19 protein-coding genes are annotated in these 20,215 nt (G+C 57.6%); 10 read left to right on the forward strand and 9 right to left on the reverse strand.

Annotation, left to right across the window (positions count from 1 at the left end; translation table 11 throughout):
• Window positions 1-171: 171 nt before the first annotated feature.
• From arsS to T9A_RS07145, 4 genes are all read left to right on the forward strand, one after another.
• Window positions 172-1,131, forward strand: coding sequence for an arsenosugar biosynthesis radical SAM (seleno)protein ArsS (arsS, locus tag T9A_RS07130; protein WP_035246425.1), 960 nt, complete (start codon window positions 172-174; stop codon window positions 1,129-1,131).
• Window positions 1,128-1,817 carry a TIGR04283 family arsenosugar biosynthesis glycosyltransferase gene (locus T9A_RS07135; protein WP_035246426.1) on the forward strand — a complete coding sequence of 230 codons (690 nt, stop codon included), beginning with the start codon at window positions 1,128-1,130 and terminating at the stop codon, window positions 1,815-1,817. Before arsS ends, T9A_RS07135 begins: the two co-directional genes overlap by 4 nt.
• The gene (locus tag T9A_RS07140) at window positions 1,804-2,448 is read left to right on the forward strand and encodes a TIGR04282 family arsenosugar biosynthesis glycosyltransferase (protein WP_035246428.1); all 645 of its coding nucleotides are present in this window, start codon (window positions 1,804-1,806) and stop codon (window positions 2,446-2,448) included. Before T9A_RS07135 ends, T9A_RS07140 begins: the two co-directional genes overlap by 14 nt.
• Window positions 2,449-2,592: 144 nt before the next feature.
• Window positions 2,593-2,931, forward strand: coding sequence for an Hpt domain-containing protein (locus tag T9A_RS07145; protein WP_035246429.1), 339 nt, complete (start codon window positions 2,593-2,595; stop codon window positions 2,929-2,931).
• A gap of 647 nt (window positions 2,932-3,578) precedes the next feature.
• Here T9A_RS07145 and fdxA read toward each other — a convergent pair.
• The 4 genes from fdxA to T9A_RS07165 form a co-directional block, all read right to left on the reverse strand.
• The gene (fdxA, locus tag T9A_RS07150) at window positions 3,579-3,914 is read right to left on the reverse strand and encodes a ferredoxin FdxA (protein ID WP_035246430.1); all 336 of its coding nucleotides are present in this window, start codon (window positions 3,912-3,914) and stop codon (window positions 3,579-3,581) included.
• A 338-nt stretch (window positions 3,915-4,252) separates the two neighbouring features.
• On the reverse strand, window positions 4,253-6,814 hold the full coding sequence (gene mutS / locus T9A_RS07155; RefSeq protein WP_035246851.1) for a DNA mismatch repair protein MutS: 2,562 nt from the start codon (window positions 6,812-6,814) through the stop codon (window positions 4,253-4,255).
• A gap of 256 nt (window positions 6,815-7,070) precedes the next feature.
• Complete coding sequence (gene ycaC / locus T9A_RS07160) at window positions 7,071-7,697, reverse strand: isochorismate family cysteine hydrolase YcaC (protein ID WP_035246431.1); 627 nt, start codon at window positions 7,695-7,697, stop codon at window positions 7,071-7,073.
• Window positions 7,698-7,751: 54 nt separating this feature from the next.
• Entirely contained in the window at window positions 7,752-8,618 is an 867-nt protein-coding gene (locus T9A_RS07165; RefSeq protein ID WP_035246432.1) for a pirin family protein, read from the reverse strand.
• Between the two features lie 100 nt (window positions 8,619-8,718).
• Between T9A_RS07165 and T9A_RS07170 the strand changes: the two genes are divergently transcribed.
• On the forward strand, window positions 8,719-9,624 hold the full coding sequence (locus tag T9A_RS07170) for a LysR family transcriptional regulator (RefSeq protein ID WP_035246434.1): 906 nt from the start codon (window positions 8,719-8,721) through the stop codon (window positions 9,622-9,624).
• Between the two features lie 613 nt (window positions 9,625-10,237).
• The gene (locus T9A_RS07175) at window positions 10,238-10,711 is read left to right on the forward strand and encodes a LabA-like NYN domain-containing protein (RefSeq protein WP_035246435.1); all 474 of its coding nucleotides are present in this window, start codon (window positions 10,238-10,240) and stop codon (window positions 10,709-10,711) included.
• Window positions 10,712-10,904: 193 nt separating this feature from the next.
• Here the strand turns inward: T9A_RS07175 and T9A_RS07180 are convergent, their stop codons facing one another.
• The 3 genes from T9A_RS07180 to T9A_RS07190 form a co-directional block, all read right to left on the reverse strand.
• Window positions 10,905-12,179 (reverse strand): bifunctional O-acetylhomoserine aminocarboxypropyltransferase/cysteine synthase, encoded by a 1,275-nt coding sequence (locus T9A_RS07180; RefSeq protein WP_035246437.1) that lies wholly within the window; start codon window positions 12,177-12,179, stop codon window positions 10,905-10,907.
• 73 nt (window positions 12,180-12,252) lie between these two features.
• Entirely contained in the window at window positions 12,253-12,633 is a 381-nt protein-coding gene (gene rnk, locus T9A_RS07185; protein ID WP_035246438.1) for a nucleoside diphosphate kinase regulator, read from the reverse strand.
• 220 nt (window positions 12,634-12,853) lie between these two features.
• Window positions 12,854-13,294 (reverse strand): RrF2 family transcriptional regulator, encoded by a 441-nt coding sequence (locus T9A_RS07190; protein WP_035246440.1) that lies wholly within the window; start codon window positions 13,292-13,294, stop codon window positions 12,854-12,856.
• 78 nt (window positions 13,295-13,372) lie between these two features.
• Between T9A_RS07190 and hmpA the strand changes: the two genes are divergently transcribed.
• From hmpA to T9A_RS07205, 3 genes are all read left to right on the forward strand, one after another.
• Window positions 13,373-14,596, forward strand: coding sequence for an NO-inducible flavohemoprotein (hmpA, locus tag T9A_RS07195; RefSeq protein WP_035246441.1), 1,224 nt, complete (start codon window positions 13,373-13,375; stop codon window positions 14,594-14,596).
• 220 nt (window positions 14,597-14,816) lie between these two features.
• Window positions 14,817-16,736, forward strand: coding sequence for a TonB-dependent receptor domain-containing protein (locus T9A_RS07200; RefSeq protein WP_198030632.1), 1,920 nt, complete (start codon window positions 14,817-14,819; stop codon window positions 16,734-16,736).
• Window positions 16,737-16,772: 36 nt separating this feature from the next.
• On the forward strand, window positions 16,773-17,381 hold the full coding sequence (locus tag T9A_RS07205) for a Tll0287-like domain-containing protein (RefSeq protein WP_052042590.1): 609 nt from the start codon (window positions 16,773-16,775) through the stop codon (window positions 17,379-17,381).
• 43 nt (window positions 17,382-17,424) lie between these two features.
• Here the strand turns inward: T9A_RS07205 and T9A_RS07210 are convergent, their stop codons facing one another.
• Window positions 17,425-17,805, reverse strand: coding sequence for a rhodanese-like domain-containing protein (locus T9A_RS07210; protein ID WP_035246446.1), 381 nt, complete (start codon window positions 17,803-17,805; stop codon window positions 17,425-17,427).
• Between the two features lie 66 nt (window positions 17,806-17,871).
• Entirely contained in the window at window positions 17,872-18,525 is a 654-nt protein-coding gene (locus T9A_RS07215; protein ID WP_035246856.1) for a peroxiredoxin, read from the reverse strand.
• A 293-nt stretch (window positions 18,526-18,818) separates the two neighbouring features.
• On the opposite strand from T9A_RS07215, the gene T9A_RS07220 reads away from it, so the two are divergent.
• Entirely contained in the window at window positions 18,819-20,177 is a 1,359-nt protein-coding gene (locus T9A_RS07220; RefSeq protein WP_035246448.1) for a WS/DGAT/MGAT family O-acyltransferase, read from the forward strand.
• Window positions 20,178-20,215 lie beyond the last annotated feature (38 nt).

Raw genomic sequence — 20,215 nt, forward strand, 5'->3', positions numbered from 1 at the left:
CTCCTGCCTCTCTATTTCCTTGCTATAGCGTTGCCGCAAAAATAGCCCCAAATACCCACATGACACTCTGGGGCTGCCACCATAATTGCCTCGATCTTGCAGCGTTCACGTAACCTTTGCGACAAGCCCGCATCCAATTGCTAGCATTGAGGAAACTGACACAGGTGACGTATGCAGGATACCCACGATTTACTGGTGCGCAGCAGCACCGACTTCCCGCCGTTGCGGCGCCACGCTACGTCAATCTTGCAGGTGAACCTGGGGTATCTCTGTAACCTCAGTTGCGTTCACTGCCATGTGAACGCGGGCCCTACGCGCACTGAACTGATGGACCTGGCAACCGTGGACATGGTGTTGGAGGTGATCCGGCTGCGCGATATCAAGGTACTGGATCTCACCGGCGGTGCGCCGGAGATGAACCCCCATTTCCGTTATCTGGTGGAACAGGCCAGGGCTATGGATGTGGAAGTCATCGACCGTTGTAATCTCACCATTCTGCTGGAGCCGGGTTACGAGGATTTGCCGCAGTTTCTGGCGGATAACCGGGTGCATGTGGTGGCATCACTGCCCTGTTATCTGGAAGAGAATGTGAACGCGCAGCGCGGCAAGGGGGTGTATCAGGGCAGTATAGAAGCTATTCGCCGGCTTAATGCCCAAGGCTATGGCAGTGACGGACTGTTGCTGGACCTGGTCTATAACCCCACTGGCCCGAACCTGCCGCCACCCCAGGCGGTGCTGGAAGAGGACTATAAGCGTGAGCTGGATGAACGCTTCGGGCTGCGGTTCAACAGTCTGCTTACCATCACCAATATGCCCATCAGCCGTTTCGGTGCCGTGCTGTTGGCCCACAACCAGTTCAACGATTACATGCAGCTGCTGCGCGACAGCTTCAACCGCGACACCCTGCCGGCGGTGATGTGCCGGGCCACGGTGAGCGTGGATTATCAGGGCTACCTGTACGATTGTGACTTCAACCAGATGCTGGATATGCCCCTGGGGCACCATGAGGGCCACCCGCACCTGTCCGGGTTGCTGGATCACGATCTGGAAGGCGAGCCTATCTATGTGGCGGACCATTGTTTCGGCTGTACCGCGGGTGCCGGTAGTAGTTGCAGTGGTTCTCTGGGGTGAGCGAGACCACCGTCAGTGTGATCGTGCCGGTGTATAACGAAGCCGGCAATCTGGACGCGACCCTGACCATGCTTCGCCATGCCCTGCAAGCCGGGGATGAGCTGGTGGTGGTGGATGGCGGCAGTACTGATAACAGTGTGGAGATTGCCCGTGAGCTGGCGGATCGGGTAGTGCTCAGTGCCCCTGGTCGTGCCCGGCAGATGAACGCCGGCGCCCGTCAGGCCAGGGGCGACTGGTTGTGGTTTGTCCATGCGGATAGCCAGCTTGATGGCACCCACCGGCAGCAACTGATGCGCCTGCCTGCCGACGCCCGCTGGGGCCGTTTTGATGTGCGCCTGAGTGGCCGGCGTTTTTTGTTCCGTGTCATCGGCGCCATGATCAATGTGCGCTCCCGGTTTTCCGGCATTGCCACCGGAGACCAGGGTATCTTCGTGCGCCGCGATATCTTTACCGCTCTGGAAGGCTATCCAGACCAGCCCTTGATGGAAGACATTGCCCTGAGCCGGCGGTTGAAGCAGGAGCAGGGACGACCCCATTGTCTGCGCCCTGTGCTGACCACCAGCAGCCGTCGCTGGGAATCGCGGGGGGCCTGGCCGACCATCTGGCTGATGTGGTCCCTGCGCTATCGCTACTGGCGTGGCGCCCAGCCCGAGCAACTGTACCGGGACTATTATGGCGAGCACTGAGAGCACCTCGCAGCCGCTGCTGATCGTCTTTGCCCGGGCGCTGCAGGCAGGCCGGGTGAAAACCCGATTGATCCCCGATTTTGGCGAAGAGGGTGCCCTCACGCTGTACCGGCTGTTGTTGACCCGCACGATTGCCGCGGCCTGTGGTTTTCCGGGTCGGGTGCAGCTATGGCTGGATCAAGCCGATACGGAGCTGCAGGCATTGGCGCAACGCCATGGTTGGTCCTGTCACCTGCAACAGGGCGAAGACCTGGGGGAAAAAATGGCCCAGGCCCTGAATAGCGGCCTGGCCCAGGCCGATCAGGTGTTACTGGTTGGCAGTGACTGTGCGGTACTGGACCAGGATTACTTCGAGCAGGCCCTGCAGGCGCTGGACAAGGCGCCGGTGGTATTTGGTCCCAGCGAGGATGGCGGCTATGTGTTGATCGGCAGTTCCAGCCAAGCGCTGTGGCACCCTAAGCGCTTCCGTGGTGTTCGGTTCGGCGGCGAACAGGCCCTGGCCGACAGCATTGCCTGTTTTCCCGGGGAGCGGGTGGTTCGTTTACCGGTCCTATGGGACGTGGATACCCGTGATGACGTGATACGTGCGCAGTCCTGTGGTTTATTGCCCGTGCTCCAGGGAACGGAATAACTTCCTGGAGGGTTCAGATATCCCAAGCACGGAAAGCCTCATTTAACGTCCCGCTACTAATTTTTTCTGGATTTTCGAGATATTCCACATAAGATTTCATGATTAATGGTTAGGGTTACCCCCGTAAAGGAAGACGGAGCCGGTATGCAAGATTCAGCGATTCTCGACGATGAGGTCGTTACAGAACTACAGGATGTAATGGGCCAGGATTTCTCCATGTTGGTCGATTCCTTTAAGCGGGATGGCGAGCAACGTCTCCAGACACTGGCGTCCGCGTATACGGCGGGCGACCAGGAAACCCTGCGCCGCCAAGCGCACAGCTTCAAGGGCAGCAGCGGCAATCTGGGTGCGGTGCGGGTTTTCGAGCTGTGCATGCAGCTGGAGAGTCTGGCTCGTGAAGGCGAGTTGGGGCAGGTTTCCGATTTGCTGACTCGGCTGCGCGATGCCTTCGACCAGGCCTGTGATGCCTTGCGTCAGATCTGATCAGACTCCGTTTTAGCGAATTTCAGACAAAAAAAACCCTCTTCCTAATTTGGGGGGTGGAAGAGGGGGGTTGTGAGCGCTATTGCTAGCGCCTTGGGGGGATACTGGTCGAAGTTTTTAGGGGCCCTGGCCCTTCACTTCATGGAGACAATGCTAACGGTAAGCGCTTGGCAGTGCTGTAAAAACGGGTGAGAAAATGTAAAAACATGGGCGCGTTTTGGCATCCCCATGTTTCGTTTACGGGGCTGTTGTTCATGAATCTGGGAAGGGGTGGCGCTGGCTTGTAAGAGATCTCTTACAAAGCTGTAGGAAAAAGCAGTCTTTTTCGGCTGATTTCGGCTGTTTTGAAGCGACAAAATAAAGGTAAATTATTGATTTTAAATAGTTTTATTTTTTTTGGGTGGTTTTTGGGCAGACTTTTAATATTTATTTTACCCAAACGGCCTGGAGCCGTTGATATAGTGGATTCGTGTTCAGGGATATGGGCACAAGGATAAGCAAGGACAGCACACAAGGATGTTGCGGTGAGCGCAAAAGGGTCAGGATGACTCGACGCAAAAAGGGCGGCAGGATGCCGCCCTTTTTCTTTGTCTGCGAAATGGTGTTACCAGTAGTAGAACTGGCTTACCGGGTCCGCCGGGAAGCCCTTAGCCTTCCCATTGTTGAACCAGCTTCTCGCGTTTGTTGGGCACACCGTCCCACTCTTCCGCATCGTCCGGTGCATCTTTCATTTCGGTAATGTTCGGCCACTTCTCGGCCAGGTCCGCATTGATCTCCAGGAATTCCTGCTCGCCTTCTGGCAGCTCATCCTCGGAGAAAATGGCGTTAACCGGGCACTCCGGCTCACACAGTGCACAGTCAATACACTCGTCCGGGTGGATAACCAGGAAGTTGGGGCCTTCGTAGAAACAGTCTACCGGGCATACTTCTACACAATCGGTGTGTTTGCAGTTAATGCAGTTCTCACCTACTACGAACGTCATAGCCTGTCCTCGCCAGGTGTCTTGATCTTTGTACAGCGCCAGACTGCTGATTATAGCAGTGCAGGGCCTGTCTCGCTTGGGGTGGCGCTAGTCTAGCGACATGACCAAGGGCAGGCAAACAAAGCCTTGATATAAGGTAATAACCCGACAGGGCCGGAGAGGACAGATCGCGGTGGCCTGGCTTCGTAGGAGCGCCGCTTGAGGCGCGAACCGGCCTTTGTACGGAGAGACGAGTCACGAGAAGCGAGTTGCGAAAACTCGTGGGTGGGAGCGTTGCTTTCCGTTTCTCGTGACTCGACTCTGGGTGCTTCGCGCCTCAAGCGGCGCTCCTACAACGCCTAAAGCAGTCCTCTCAGCTTGTACAGCGCTTCCAGCGCCTGCTTCGGTGTCAGATCGTCCGGATCCAGTTCCTTGAGGGCATGCTCCACGGCGCTGGGCTCGGCAAACAGGCTGGCCTGGGCAGGGGCCGCTAACGGTGTGGCGGCAGCTGGGGTTGAACGGTCTGCGGGTGCCAGTGGTTTACCGGCTTCCAGCTCGCGCAGCTTTTCCCCTGCCTGATGGATCACGCTCTGTGGCACCCCGGCCAGCTGGGCCACCTGCAAGCCATAGCTGCGGCTGGCAGGGCCCTCCTGTACCCGGTGCAGAAACACGATGCGGTTATCGTGCTCGCTGGCGGTCAGGTGGGCGTTGTAGATGCCGGGCAACTGGTCGGGCAGTTGGGTCAGCTCGAAATAGTGGGTGGCGAACAGGGTGAAGGCCTTCAGGTTGCGCGCCAGGTGTTCGGCGGCGGCCCAGGCCAGGCTGAGGCCGTCGAAGGTGCTGGTGCCGCGGCCGATCTCATCCATCAATACCAGGCTGTGGGCGGTGGCGTTGTTGAGGATGTTGGCGGTCTCGGACATTTCCACCATAAAGGTGGAACGGCCGCCGGCCAGATCATCAGACGAACCAATACGGGTAAAGATGCGATCCAGGCTGCCGATGCGGGCACTGGCTGCGGGTACGCAGCTGCCCAGATGGGCGAGCAGGGCAATCAGGGCGGTCTGGCGCATGTAGGTGGACTTACCGCCCATGTTCGGGCCGGTGATGATCACCATGCGGCGGGCGTCGTCCAGATGCAGGCTGTTGGGCACGAAGGCATCGTCCAGCACCTGCTCCACCACCGGGTGACGGCCATCGACGATTTCGATGATGGCATCGTCGTCCACCAGTTGCGGGCGCACCCAGTTGAGTGCTTCGGCGCGCTCGGCCAGGGAAGCCAGCACATCCAGCTCGGCCACGGCGGCGGCACTGCACTGCAGGGCGTGCAGGTCGGCGGCCACTTTTTCCAGCAGCGCTTCGTAGAGACGCTTCTCCAGCGTTAACGCCTTGCTGGAGGCGGACAGGGCTTTGTCCTCGAATTCCTTCAGTTCCGGAGTGATGAACCGCTCGGCATTTTTCAGGGTCTGGCGGCGTTGATAATCCGCTGGCGCCTTGTCCGATTCCCGCCGTGACAGCTCGATGTAATAGCCATGCACCCGGTTGTACTTCACTCGCAGGGTGGAAAGCTGGGTACGTTCGCGTTCGCGGGTTTCGATATCCACCAGAATGGCGCCGGCGTTCTCGCTGATGGAGCGCAGCTCGTCCAGCTCTTCGCTATAACCCGGCGCGATCACGCCGCCGTCGCGAATCAGCATGGGCGGATTGTCGATCACTGCGCGGCCCAGCAGCTCCACCTGATTGGGGAACTGGCCGATGCGCTCAATCAGTTCGTAAAAGCAGTCGGCGCCGGGCAGGGTACCGATGAGAGGCGGCAGGGCCTTGAGGCTGGCGTGCAGGCGGGTCAGGTCGCGAGGGCGCGCAGAGCGCAAGGCCACCCGGCCGAGAATCCGTTCCATGTCACCGATGTCATTGAGTACATCGCGGGCGGACTCGAAACACCAGCCCTGCCGCAAGGCGTCGATCTGGTCCTGGCGCTGGGTGAGGGTGGTGCGGTTGCGTAGAGGCTGGTGTACCCAGCGTTTGAGCAGGCGCGCGCCCATTGCGGTTTCAGTGCTGTCCAGCACCCAGGCCAGGGTGTTCTGTTCCTGGCCATCCAGGGTTTCGGTGAGCTCCAGGTTACGGCGGGTGGCGGCATCCATGGCCACCGCATCGTCAAAGCTTTCCACCGCCAGCGAGGTAATATGGGGTAGTTCGCCGCGCTGAGTTTCCTTGGCGTAACCCAGCAGGGCGCCGGCGGCGGCTACGGCCACCGGCGATGGCTCGCCAAAACCGGCCAGATCCTGCACCTGAAACTGCTGGCACAGCTGGCGGCGGGCAGCGTCTTCATCAAACTCCCAGCCCGGGCGCTTGCGAGTGCCGGGCCGCTCGGCCCAGCGACCGGGCAGGCCATGCTCCTCGCTCAGCAACAACTCCGCCGGTGACCAGCGCTCCAGCAGCGCCTGCAGTTGCTCGGCACCTTCCACCTGGGTCACCACAAAGCGCCCGGCGGCCAGGTCCAGGCTGGCGCAACCGTACTGGTTGTTGTTATCGAAAACGGCACACAGAAGATTGTCGCGGCGCTCTTCCAGCAGAGCTTCGTCACTGACCGTGCCGGGGGTGACGATGCGCACCACCTTGCGCTCCACCGGGCCCTTGGCCAGGGCCGGGTCGCCAATCTGCTCGGCAATCGCCACGGATTCGCCCAGCTTTACCAGCCTGGCCAGATAGTTCTCCGCCGCATGGTAGGGAATCCCCGCCATGGGAATCGGCTTGCCGGCACTCTGGCCGCGCTGGGTTAGGGTGATATCTAGCAGCCGCGCGGCCTTCTGGGCATCGCCGAAGAACAACTCGTAGAAATCCCCCATGCGGTAGAACACCAGCTGATCTGGGTGCTCGGCCTTGATCGCCAGGTATTGCTGCATCATCGGCGTATGTTGGCTCATGTCCGCGCTCACGCTTCCTCCGGGGGGTATCAGTGACTCAGATGAAAGGAGGCATGATATAGGGAATGGGGGCGGGAATCATGGGGTAAGGAGGTATGGGGGTGGTGGGATGGTAGAAGGGGCGAGGTTAAGGGTGTGGAGGTGGGTAACGTGAGATTTGATTGGTCGGATTTATGCGTGTCCCTTCTTTACTATGGTTTCTCCTGGCGGATACTCGGCATGGTTGGGATGGCCCCGCCAAGCGGGGCCGGATGGATTATTTCCCTTCGGTAAGGGTGCTGTAACTGGTAATCAGGTTACGGTAATCCGGGATGTGGTTGGAGAAAAGAGCACCCAAACCTTCAATGTCGTTGCGCCAGTCACGATGCAGTTCGCAGGCGGTACCGAACCAGGTCATCAGTTGGGCGCCGGCGGAAGTCATACGATCCCAGGCCGCATCCCGGGTCATGGCATTAAAGGTGCCGGAGGCATCAGTGACGATGAAAACCTCGAAATCTTCCTCCAGGGCCGACAGCGCCGGGAAGGCCACGCACACCTCGGTGACCACGCCAGCAATAATCAGCTGTTTCTTGCCGGTGGCTTTAACAGCCTTTACGAAGTCCTCGTTATCCCAAGCATTGATCTGGCCCGGACGGGCGATGTAGGGCGCATCCGGGAACATTTCTTTTAGCTCGGGGACCAGCGGACCGTTGGGGCCGGTTTCAAAACTGGTGGTAAGAATGGTCGGCAGGTTGAAGTATTTCGCCAGATCGGCCAGGGCCAACACGTTGTTCTTGAACTTGTCCGGATCAATATCACGAACCAGAGACAGCAGGCCGGCCTGATGGTCGACCAGCAACACTGCAGCATTGTCTTTGTCGAGACGAGTATATTGTTTACCCATAGTCTTTCTCCTGGTGGTAACGGGTAACGATTTCGCTACCCTCGATTGAAAAAATCACGATGACATTTTCCCGAAATCACCCTGCTGGAAATCCCGGATTGCCTGACGGATTTCCTCCTTGGTATTCATGACAAAGGGACCGTAGCCTTCGATCGGTTCGTTCAGGGGCTCGCCTGAGATCAGCAGTAGCTGGCTTTCTGCCTCCGTCTGAATTTGCACCTGATTACCCTGTGAACTGAGCACAACCATCTGGCCGACGGCGGCACGGGCATGTTCATTGATCAGGCTGCTGCCACTCCTGGCGATTACTGCCGTATTCCAGCCATCGGGTACGTCAAGCAGCACGTTGGCGTGATCCTGCAAGGTCACGTCCCAGACCAGCATGGGTGAAAAGGTCTTGGCCGGGCCTGCATGCCCTTGAAACTCACCAGTAATAACCCGGATTTCGCCGTTGGCGGCGGCCAGTGGCACCACGGGAATCTGGTCCCCGGTAATCGCCTGATAGGAGGGAGGGGCCATCTTGTCGGCTGCGGGCAGATTGACCCACAGCTGGATCATTTCCAGGTGTCCGCCCTGGTAGGTGAATGCCGGAGAATGAAACTCCTCATGGAGAATCCCGGCACCGGCAGTCATCCACTGCACATCCCCGGGACCGATTACCCCACCCTCACCGGTGGAATCCCGGTGCGCGACTTCGCCCTGATAGACAATCGTTACGGTTTCAAAACCGCGATGGGGATGTTCGCCCACGCCGCGTGGCTTGGTCGCCGGTGGAAAGCGGGCCGGGCCGGCATAGTCCAGCAACAGAAATGGGCTCAGCTGCTTGCCGTGGCTTTCATAAGAAAACAGGGAGCGAACCGGAAAACCGTTACCCACCCAGTGGGGTTGAGGCGCGGAATATACACCCAGGATTTTTTTCATCGACGGTCTCCTTATCAATCTGCTATGAATGATAAGGATGGAACGATTGGGCTAATAGGTGGCAATATTGCGATGCAGCGTTGCATTAATGGAACGATAAATGGAAGACCTTAACGACCTGTATTACTTCGCGAAAGTGGTCGAATACGGCGGTTTTGCCCCGGCGGAACGGGCAATTGGTATCCCCAAGTCCAAGCTCAGTCGGCGGGTGGCGTCGCTGGAAGACCGCTTGGGCGTGCGGCTACTAAACCGCTCAAGCCGCCAATTTTCGGTGACCGAAATTGGTGGTCAGTACTATGAGCATTGCAATGCCATGCTTATTGAAGCCGAATCTGCCCAGGAGGCCATTGATACCGTTCGGGCCGAACCTCGTGGTGTGATTCGCGTAACCTGCCCAATTACCCTGCTGCATGTCCATATCGGGCCCTTCCTGGCCGACTTTATGCGTCAGTACCCGCAGATCACGATCCATCTGGAAGCCACCAACCGCCGGGTGGATTTGATCAATGAAGGGGTGGATGTGGCCATTAGGGTACGGCCGCCACCGTTACAGGACAGCGACCTGCGGCTGCGGGTGCTATCCGACAGAGGGCTCGCCCTGGTTGCCAGCCCTGAGCTGATCACACAGTTCGGTATGCCGTGTCATCCAAGAGAGCTGGAGCTGTGGCCGAGTCTTGGGCTGGGATCACCGCGGCCGGATTTTCGTTGGGAGTTACGGGGCGAGGATGGCAGCCAGATCAGCGTGTTTCATCAGCCCCGTTTCGTGACCACTGACATGATTGCCCTGCGCCGGGCCGCCATGGCCGGAGTAGGGGTGGTGCAGCTGCCTGTGCTGACTGTGCAAAGGCAATTGGAACGCGGCGAGCTGGTAAAGATCCTGCCCCACTGGGCGCTGCATCGGGATATCATTCATGTGGTGTTCCCGTCCCGGCGTGGTGTTCTGCCTGCCGTGAGAACGTTGATTGACAGTCTGGTCGAGTTCTACGAGTCCTTTGATGAGGAATGATTCCGGGTGGCGAGCCTTTAATCGTTGTTATGTTCTTGGTGAGATTGTCTGGATGTCTTGCCAAGCCAGCCTCGACAGGCGCGGTTAAAGGCAGATTACTCCGAGTAGCCCAGCAATCCGGCGATCTGACTGAATGGTTTTTTGTCATGGAACAGCAACCAGGATCATTATCCGGCTTTTGTTCTGCCAATATCTGTAAATGTATCCCACAGTCATTACTGTTATTTGACACAGCGCAGGTAGGCCTGGTTCGCCCAGAGACGTTCATTTAAGTCCGTTGTCATCCTGTGAAAATTATAGTTTTTTGAAGAGAAATTTTTATTTATCAATTTTGGCCTGATTACATTAGGTCAAACACCCCCACGCATAATAGGCGGGTGTTGGCCCGAGTCCGCAGTCACGCTTTCTTCAGAGTCAGTGACTCATATGAAGAATGCATGGTATTGGAATGGGTGGATGAGTCATGGGTATGGTCTGGATGCCCAGCATTCAGCAGAGCGTTTCTATAAAGTGCTAAGGTGACGGACGTGATTAGAGTCCTCGCCGAAGCAGAGTCAACGGCAAAACAGAGTGCACCATCCAATTCGCCCCTACGGCAATCCGGAATGATCTTATGCCCCGCATCGCGGTCTTCGCCGACGTTCAGAATATCTATTACACCACCCGCCAGGCGTTTGGGCGGCAGTTCAATTATCGTGCCCTGTGGCAGCACCTTTCTGAGCGAGGTGAGATTGTGCACGCCATGGCCTACGCCACCCATCGTGGCGATGATGGCCAGACGAAATTTCAGGATGCCCTGAAGCACATTGGGTTCACGGTAAAACTGAAGCCCTATATCCAGCGCAGCGATGGTTCCAGCAAAGGGGACTGGGATGTGGGTATCGCCGTGGATGTGATGACCCTGGCGTCGCAGGTGGATACGGTGGTGTTGCTATCTGGTGATGGTGACTTTGATGTGTTGCTGGAGCGGATCAACGTTGACCCCGGTGTTCGAACGGAGGTCTATGGAGTGGAATCACTGACAGCCCGTTCCCTGATTGATAGCGCCTCGGTATACCACCCGATCGGCGATGATCTTCTGTTATAGGGATTGCGCCTTGCTTGCGCAGGCATTGTGTCGAGGTCGCGGTCGGTGAGCTGGGGCAGGGCAGAATGGCGCTGACTACAAGATGTAGCGAGTACCGTTGGAGCTTTGCTCGCAAAGCTCCAACGGGTGCTGACACAACGATGCTTCAGTGAATTTACCTGCCGTTCGGGCCGGTCCTGCTGTAGGCCACGTTCTAGCGTGCGGCGTCCAGAGCCTGGCTGATGTCTGCCAGGATATCGTCCACATGCTCTATACCGATGGACAGGCGCACCATCTCGCGGCTGACGCCGGCGTTGGCCAATTCCTTGTCATCCAGCTGACGGTGGGTGGTGGAAGCGGGGTGGCAGGCCAGTGAGCGGGCATCGCCAATGTTCACCAACCGCAGGATCAATTGCAGGGCGTCAATGAAACGGGCACCGGCTTCCTGACCGCCCTCAATGCCGAAGCTGAGAATACCGGACGCGCGGCCATCCATGTATTTCTGCGCCAGTGCATTGTCCGGGCTTTCCGGCAGCCCTGCGTAGTTCACCCAGTTCACCTGGGGGTGATCGCGCAGGAACTCGGCCACCTTCTGTGCATTTTCACAATGGCGATCCATGCGCAGCGGCAGGGTTTCAATGCCCTGCAGAATCAAAAAGGTATTGAACGGGCTCAGCGCGGCGCCGGTGTTGCGAAGCGGGGCCACTCGTGCGCGACCAATGAAGGCGGCTTCGCCCAGGGCTTCGGTGTAGACCACGCCGTGGTAGGACGGATCGGGTTCGTTGAGTACCCGGAAACGCTCCTTGTGCTTGGTCCAGGGGAATTTCCCGGAATCCACAATAATCCCGGCCACGGAGTTACCGTGCCCACCCATGTACTTTGTCAGCGAGTGCACGACGATATCGGCGCCATGCTCGATGGGCCGCCACAGGTAAGGTGTGGCGACGGTATTGTCGACGATAAGCGGTACGCCGGCCTGATGGGCTACCTCGGCCAGGCGTTCGATGTCGACAATATTGCCGGCGGGGTTGCCCACGGATTCACAAAAGACGGCCTTGGTGTTGTCATCGATGGATGCGGCAAGCGCATCAAAATCATCATGGCTGACAAAGCGTGCCTCGATGCCCCGGCGCGGCAGACTGTGGGCAAAGAAGTTGTAGGTGCCACCGTAGAGTTTGCTGGTAGTGACGATGTTATCGCCCACTTCGGTGATGGTTTCCAGCGCATACTCGATGGCGGCCATGCCGGAGGCGACGGCCAGGGCGCCGACGCCTCCTTCCATGGCAGCGACCCGCTCTTCGAGAACCGCATTGGTGGGGTTCATGATGCGGGTATAAATATTTCCGGGCACCTTCAGATCAAACAGATCCGCCCCATGCTGGGTGTTGTCGAAGGCATAGGACGTGGTCTGGTAGATCGGTGTCACAACCGCCTTGGTCGTGGGGTCCACCTGAAAGCCGGCACGCACGGCAAGGGTTTCCATCTTCATGAGCAGTCCTTGTGTTGTTGTATGAGTGAGTCAGTTTCCAGAGAGTATCAAACTGTTGAAGGCTTATCCGGGGTTATGTTCGGCTTACAGCCAGCAAACGCAAGCGCAGAAAATGCCCCTGAAGAGGCCATTGAATGTCGTTCCCCACCTTCAGGCCCAGCAGCGCCGCTCCGGCAGGGGTGAGAATGGATATGGCGTCGCTGACTGACTGTGCTTCATGGGGAAGAGTCAGTGCTCGTTCGTGTTCCTTGCCGGTGGACTCATTGCGAAAACGCATGCGGCTACCCAGCGTCACAACATCGTCCGGCATGGCATCAGCTTCAACAATATGGGCACGGGCCAACTCATCGTAAAGATAATCGATCTGGTCCGACTCCCCTTTGAAGTTGTCCAGTAGGGCAAAAAGACGGTCGCGATCAGTGGTGCTAACGGTAATTGGGGGTAGCGTATTCATGATGTTCTCCTGACGGTGTGATGAGTGTTTGCCGGGGGCGCCGAACCCCCGGTTTCCGTCGGGTGTTCGGCGTCAGGAGAGAAAGGCAGGGGTACTCGTAACCAGGGCGAAAGCGCTGGCAGTGCGGCAAGAGATCAGACCGTCGGTGGCGACAATGGTGGTGCGAATCGGGTTCATGGCTTGAGATTAGCAGAGCCGCCCGGTTTGTCCAGCGGTCTCTTCAGACCGGTTTGCCCCGGAACAGCAGTTTCTCCAGCTCCCTGTCATTTTTCACCATGTCTTCAAGGCTGTATTCGTCCAGCACCGCCAGAAAAGCCTTCTGTGCTTTCTTCAGTGCATTCTTCAGTTTGCAGCCCGGGTCGATGGGACAGGTTGAGTCCGACCCGAAGCATTCCAGCAATTTCAGGTTTTCGGTTTCCCGCACCAGTTTCCCGACCTTGATGGCGGCAGGCGTTTGCGCCAGCACCAGACCGCCACCACGACCACGCAGACTTTTCACATAGCCCAGCTGCGACAGAGTCTGGGCCACCTTGGCCACATGGTTGGCAGAAATACCGTAGTCCCGGGCAATTTCCTGCACGGTCACCGGGCGCCCTCCCTCTTTCAGTGCCAGATGAATGAGGGTGCGCAGGGAATAGTCGGTATGGGTAGAGAGTTGCATGGCTTGACCCGTTCAAAAGAGGTATCTAATATGCCTTTTATAAACAGGCATGTAAAATACCACTTTTAGGAGGCAGTCATGCTGACAGCGAATCAGGTGGCAGTGATCAAGCAAACCGTTCCCGTCCTGCAGGAAAATGGTGAGGTGCTGACCCGGCACTTCTACGAGCGCATGTTTCGGGAAAACCCGGAAGTGTTGACGTTCTTCAACCCGGCCCATCAGAAAGCGGGTACTCAGCAGCGGGCGTTGGCAGGGGCTATCTGTGCCTATGCTCAGCATATTGAAAATCCGGCAGCACTGGCCGACGCGGTGGAGCTGATTGCCCAGAAACATGCCTCCCTGGGGATTCAGGCGGAGCATTACCCCGTCGTGGGTGAGAACCTGCTGGCATCTATTCAGGAAGTGCTGGGGGAGGCGGCCAGCCCGGAGATTATTGATGCCTGGGCGGCGGCTTATGGGGTGCTGGCGACTATCTTCATCGACCGGGAGCAGCAGATTTACCAGGACCAGAAGACGGACTTCGGCTGGACCGGCTTCAAGCGCTTTGTGGTGAAAAAACGGGAGGCAGCCAGCGACAATATCGTGTCACTGTACCTGGCGCCGGAGGATGGTCAGCCGCTCCAGGCCCACCAACCGGGCCAATACATTACCGTGCGATTGACTCCGCAGGATGGTGAGCCGGTGATGCGCAACTACAGTCTGTCCAATCGTCCGGGAGCGGATTACTTCCGGATCAGTGTCAAACGGGAGCTGGCGGTGGTGGATGGCGCTCCTAACGGGGTCTGCTCCAACCATCTGCACGACCGGATTCAGGAAGGGGATGTGCTGGAGCTGGCGCCGCCCTGTGGCGAATTCACTCTGCAAACCCGTGATGAAACGCAACGCCCTCTGGTGTTGATGGCCGGTGGTGTTGGCATTACGCCATTGTTGTCCATGTTGTATGCGGCACTGGAAGCCCAGCCGGGCCGTGAGGTGATCTTCATCCAGTGCGCGCTTAACAGTGCGGTCCGGCCTTTTGCTGAAGAGCTGGTGGCGTTGCAACGTGATTACACAAACCTGTGCACTCATCTGCGTTTGAGTGAACCGTCAGAGAGTGATCGTCATCAGGGAGACTATGATAGTGAAGGTTTTCTGGATGCGGCACTGCTCGATGAGCTGCTGGGCGAGCGCCACGCCGACTTCTATCTGTGTGGGCCGGCGCCGATGCTTAAACATGCCTGGCAGTTGCTGAAAGCGCGGGGCGTGGACGAAGCGGATATCCATTTCGAGTTCTTTGGCCCGGCTGATGATCTGGCGGCGTAACGGGTAAGGCCGTCCAGACAGGGGGGAACCTGTCTGTGGCAAAACACCGCATTTCCTTTTTCCTGGTCCCTTTGTAGATTGCCCCAGTCAATAAGGGGGGCAGGAAATGCGGTTTTGGTGTGCGGTTATCTTTTTTGTTGTCTACTCGGCGTGTGCCTCGGCAAATGAGCTTGCCACGGTAAGGGTGGGCGCTGCTGTTTCTTCTGAGCTCTCACCGGATGTGCTGCATTCTGCCGCCGACAGTGGTGACTGGTTACGTCAACAGCCCGGCGTGGATGGTGTCCGAATGGGAGGACATGGCATTGATCCGGTGATACGCGGCCAAAGCCAGAATCGTCTGAATATCCTCCTTGATGACAGCTTTGTGTATGGCGGTTGCCCTAATCGTATGGATCCACCAACCGCCTACGCCCCGCTGCACTCTTACGATGAGATCGAGATTCGCAAGGGAATCACTTCCTTGCAGGACGGGCCGGGAGGCTCCGGCGGTACGGTGCTGTTTCGTCGCGTTACGCCTGTTTTCCTGGAAAACGATGCCCCGGTGCGGGGTGATTTTGGGGGGCGTTACGGCAGCAATGGCGACAGTCGTGAAGCATGGACAAATCTGATTGTCGGCAATGAAGACGGCTACCTGCGGACCTTTGGTCAGTACGGCAAGGCAAACAATTATGAGGATGGTGATGGCCGGGAAATTGCCAGCGGTTATGAGATTCGTCAGGGGGGGGGGATCCTCGGGTGGACGCCGAATGCTGATAGTGAATGGTCGGTGCAATACGAGGAAACCCGGGAGAGGGACGTGCAGTTTGCCGGAGCCGGCATGGACAGCCCACGCAGTGACAGTACCACGGTGGCCTTGAAAGGCCGCCACCGGATGAGTTCCCGTTGGACTCTGTCGGGCAATGTGAGCTGGAACCAGGTTGATCATCTCATGGATAACTTCAGCCTTCGCCCGGCGCCCATACAGATGGGCTCAGCCATGAAGGTTGAGGTGCCTTCCGAGTCTGAAACCTTGACCGCAAAGTTGATGGCGGAATCCGTATCAGGCCCTACAGAAATTGCTTTTGGCCTCAATGCCCAACGCAATCGGCGTGATGCGGTGTTGCGAAATGTCTCAAGCTCCCCCGTGCTTGAGCTGGCGCGACTATGGCCGGACGTGATGATTCGACATCTGGGCGGCTTTGCGGAAGTGACGCAGCACTTTTCCGATCAGCAGCGTTTGTCCGGTGGAGTGAGAATTGACCATGCTGTGGCCCGCCCCAGGGACAGTAACGAGCGCCCCGCCGGCCCGCCCTGGGTGCGTAGTGCAGCACAGCTCTATGAGCAGGCCTACGGGGTCAGGGGTGATCTTGAGGTGCGGGAATGGTTGCCCGCCGCCTTCCTGCGATTTGAACTGGACCAGCAGGGCCACCACTGGTTTGCCAGTGCCAGCTACAGTGAGCGGTTGGGCGACGCCTCAGAACTGTATATTGCCCGCAACGCTGCCATGGGTAACCAGCAGTGGATTGGTAATCCCGATTTGGCTCCGGAAGCCCATCGGCAGCTGGATATTGGCTTGCGCTCGCAAGCGAGCCGCTGGGACAGTCAACTAACCCTGTTTGCGGATGATGTGGAAGACTATATTTATCGAGAACAGGTACAGATTGGTACGATTAAGCGTGATCGCTACCGGAATATTCGGGCGAGTCTGTACGGGCTGGAGTGGGAAGGTGGGGTACGCTATGCCTCCCACTGGGAGACTCGCGCCCAGGCACTGATCATGCGAGGAGACAACCGCAGCGATGGCGGCACCCTGGCGCAAGTTTCCCCTTATCAGGGGCAACTTTCCCAGCACTGGCGGCCGGGCAAATGGGATGCTTCAATAACTTTGCGCCTGGCCGCTGCCAATGATCGTCTCAATGAGGATGCGGGAGAGCGGGCCAGTGCGGGATATGCCGTGGTCGATCTGGGGCTCATGTGGATGGTGAGTCAGAATGCCGAGATCGCTCTTGGGGTGGATAATCTTTTCGACAAGCGCTACGTGAATTTCATCAATCGTAATCGGGCCGCCAGTGATCCGCTGAATATCGGCGAGGACAGTTTCACTGATACGCTGACAGAACCAGGCCGCAATGCCTGGATCAGCGCCAGCCACCGGTTCTGAGCTGCCGGTGTTACCGGAGCAATGAAGGAGAGTCCCATGAAAGCGGTTCATGTTGGTGGTTTGCTGTTGGCGATGGTTGCACCACTCTATGCCGAAATACCACAATCTCAATCTTCGCAGGCACCGCCTGAAGCGGCAATCGATCCCATGTCGGAGCCCCGCCAGCACAGCATGGCTCTGGCGGGTGCCTTGAAGCAGGCGTTGGTGGCAGCCATGCAATCAGGTGGGCCAGTGGCGGCCATTGATGTGTGCCATATTCAGGCTATGCCGCTCACTCGCCAGATTAGTGAGAGTAGCGGTTGGCAAGTCGGGCGGACCAGCCTGAAAGTGCGCAACCTGAACAATGCGGCGGATGAGGTGGAGCGGGACGTTCTCGCCCGGTTTGAGCAGCGCCTGCAGGCAGGGGAGCCCGTCGGCACTATCGAGTGGATGGATGAGCGAGAAGAGAATGGCAAGACCATTCAGCATTTCATGAAAGCGATACCGGTTCAGGCTCCCTGTATGGCTTGCCATGGAACCGATTTGGCGCCCGCCGTCAGTCAGCAACTGGATGCTTTGTATCCGGGGGATCAGGCCAGGGGCTATACCCTGGGCGAGTTGCGCGGCGCCTTTACGCTGAAGCGTGCAGTTCCTCCGGGTTCCTGACAGGAAAGCCAAGGCAGGCCTTGCCCTCGAACATGGGCAAGGCTTAGTCGAAATCGGGCATAGTGGGCTTTATTACAGGCTTTTCGGCTTGTTGCCATGCATCAAACCCGCCTTCTATAGAAAAAATATGTAAATAGCCCATCTCTTTAAGTGCCCTTGCGGCAAGAGCTGCGCGCCCGCTGGTTTTGCAGTAAACCACTACTTTCTGGTCGCGATTCTCCAATTCCGGGTCGGAGCTGAGTTTGAATTCGAGGAGTCCCCTTGGAATATTGATGGCTCCGGGAATATGTCCATCACGAAATTCGTCGGGTTCGCGGACGTCCAGTAACAAATCGGCGCTGGGAAGTGCTTCTTCAGCTTTATCCGGAGAAATCTCGTGGATGATACGTTTGGCTTCCTCGACCATCTGATGGGCGTTCTTCATTGCTGTGCTCCTTTGCTTGCAACTTGAAACCCCGCGCGGCGCTCAGGCCGCGCGGGTAGCATTGCATTAGAGGGACTTGGTGCAGAAATAGAAATCCGTGCACTCGTATTCGCCAGATTCCACCCGTTGATTGGCCGCCTCGGCTGTTTTCGCGGGGGGGACGATTACCTTGTCTCCCGGTTGCCAGCCTTCGGGGGTTGCAACACCATTTTCATCGCTGGTCTGGAGTGCTTCGAGCAATCGCAGGAACTCCGGGATTGAGCGACCGTTGCTCATCGGGTAGTAGACCATGGCTCTGAGTACGCCATTGGGGTCGATGATGAAGGTGGCTCTTACCGCAGAAGTATCCGCTGCGCCCGGATGAATCATCCCGTAGGCGTTAGCAACATTCATTTTCAGATCTTCGATAATCGGAAAGGGAATCTCCACGCCGAAATTCTGTTTGATGTTACGCATCCAGGCGATGTGTGAATGGATGCTGTCGATGGACAGACCCAGCAGTTCACAGTTGCGCTTTGCAAACTCTGGAGCTGCCTTGGCAAAAGCCATAAATTCGGTTGTACAAACCGGCGTAAAGTCAGCGGGGTGGGAAAACAGTACCAGCCATTTACCGCGGTAATCTGACAATGACTTCTCTCCGTCTGTGGTCAGCGCAGTGAAATCCGGAGCGGGTTCGTTGATCCGTGGCAGGCCGCTTTGAGTCTGGTTGTTCATATCCATGGCAATCTCCGTAGGTTCCAGGGTTGTGAAATTCATAACCAGACTATGGGCATTAATATATTCCATCAAGATATATGCTTATATCGTTTCGATATGTAAAACCTATCGAGCCTGGAAGCCAGCGATATGCCTGATGCCTTGTCCTGAGGGGCAGGGCCAGATTTGGCCAGCAATAACCAAACGCAACGAATCTCATAATGCTGTTTCGCCATGAATATGGATGATTTGGTTATTGGCAGATGACAGCCTCGGGGCCAACATCGTCCGTGGCCCATAACAATAAGGAGATCGGGATGGCACGAAAATTATCCATTATGGATTCCGGCTGGTTGATGATGGAAACCCGGGAAACCCCCATGCACGTTGGCGGGTTGGCCCTGTTCGGGGTGCCGGAAGATGCCCCCAGCGACTACATGGAAAGCGTTTACCGCTACATGGTGGAGGTGGACGGGGTATGCCGGCCCTTCAGCCAGAAGATCCAGTCCCGCCTGCCGGGCCGGCTGGATGCGGCCTGGGTGGATGACAAGAATTTTGATATTGATTACCACGTACGCCATTCGGCGCTGCCGCGTCCGGGGCGGGTACGGGAGTTGCTGGCGCTGGTCTCTCGCCTGCATGCCCAGCGTCTGGATCCGGGCAGACCCCTGTGGGAGAGCTATCTGATCGAAGGGCTGGAGGGTAATCGCTTTGCCCTTTATACCAAGATGCACCATTCCATGGTGGACGGTATGGCAGGCATGCATCTGATGCAGTCGCGAATGGCGAGCAGCGCCGATGAGCGTCTGCCTGCGCCCTGGTCAGGAGAGTGGGACAGCCGTAAAAAGCCGCGCAAGAAAAACGTGGCCGTGGCCGCCAAGTCGGGGGTGCTGGATGGCGTGGGAAGCGTGCGCCGCGGTGCCGGTCAGCTGGTGGATCTTCTGCGCCTGCCCAAAGAAAGCAACGTGAAAACCATCTATCGGGCCCCCAAGACCCAGCTTAACTGTCGGGTCACCGGCGCTCGCCGGTTTGCCGCCCAGTCCTGGTCCTTGCCGAGGATCAAGGCAGCGGCGAAACAGCACAACGGCACCGTCAACGATATTTTCCTGGCCATGTGCGGGGGCGCCTTGCGCCGTTACCTGGAATCACTGGATGCTCTCCCTGCCGAACCGCTGGTGGCCCAGGTGCCGGTGTCCCTGCGCAGTGCGGACCAGGCGGAAGGCGGTGGCAATGCCATCACCACGGTACAGGTGAGTCTGGCCACCCACATTGCCAGCCCGCTGGGGCGGCTTGTCGCCATTCAGGAATCCATGCAGGCGGTGAAAACCCGTCTTGGCGAGATGCCGAAATCGGACATCGACGCCTATACCGTGATGACCAATATGCCGCTTTCGTTGGGGCAGGTGACCGGTTTGTCCGGTCGGGTCAGCCCCATGTTCAATCTGGTGATCTCCAATGTGCCGGGGCCCAAAGAGACCTTGTATTTCAACGGCGCTGAATTGCTGGCGTCTTACCCGGTGTCGCTGGTACTGCATGGCTATGCGTTGAATATTACGGTGGTGAGTTACAAGGACAGCCTGGAATTCGGCGTGATTGGTTGCCGCGTTACCTTGCCGCACATTCAGCGGTTCCTTGACTATTTAGAGGCTTCGCTGGGTGAACTGGAAGCTGGCTGATGTTGCCGGGCATTAGCCCGGTTTGCCATTACCGGCGA

It is taken from the genome of Alcanivorax jadensis T9 (assembly GCF_000756655.1).
Lineage (GTDB): Bacteria > Pseudomonadota > Gammaproteobacteria > Pseudomonadales > Alcanivoracaceae > Alcanivorax > Alcanivorax jadensis.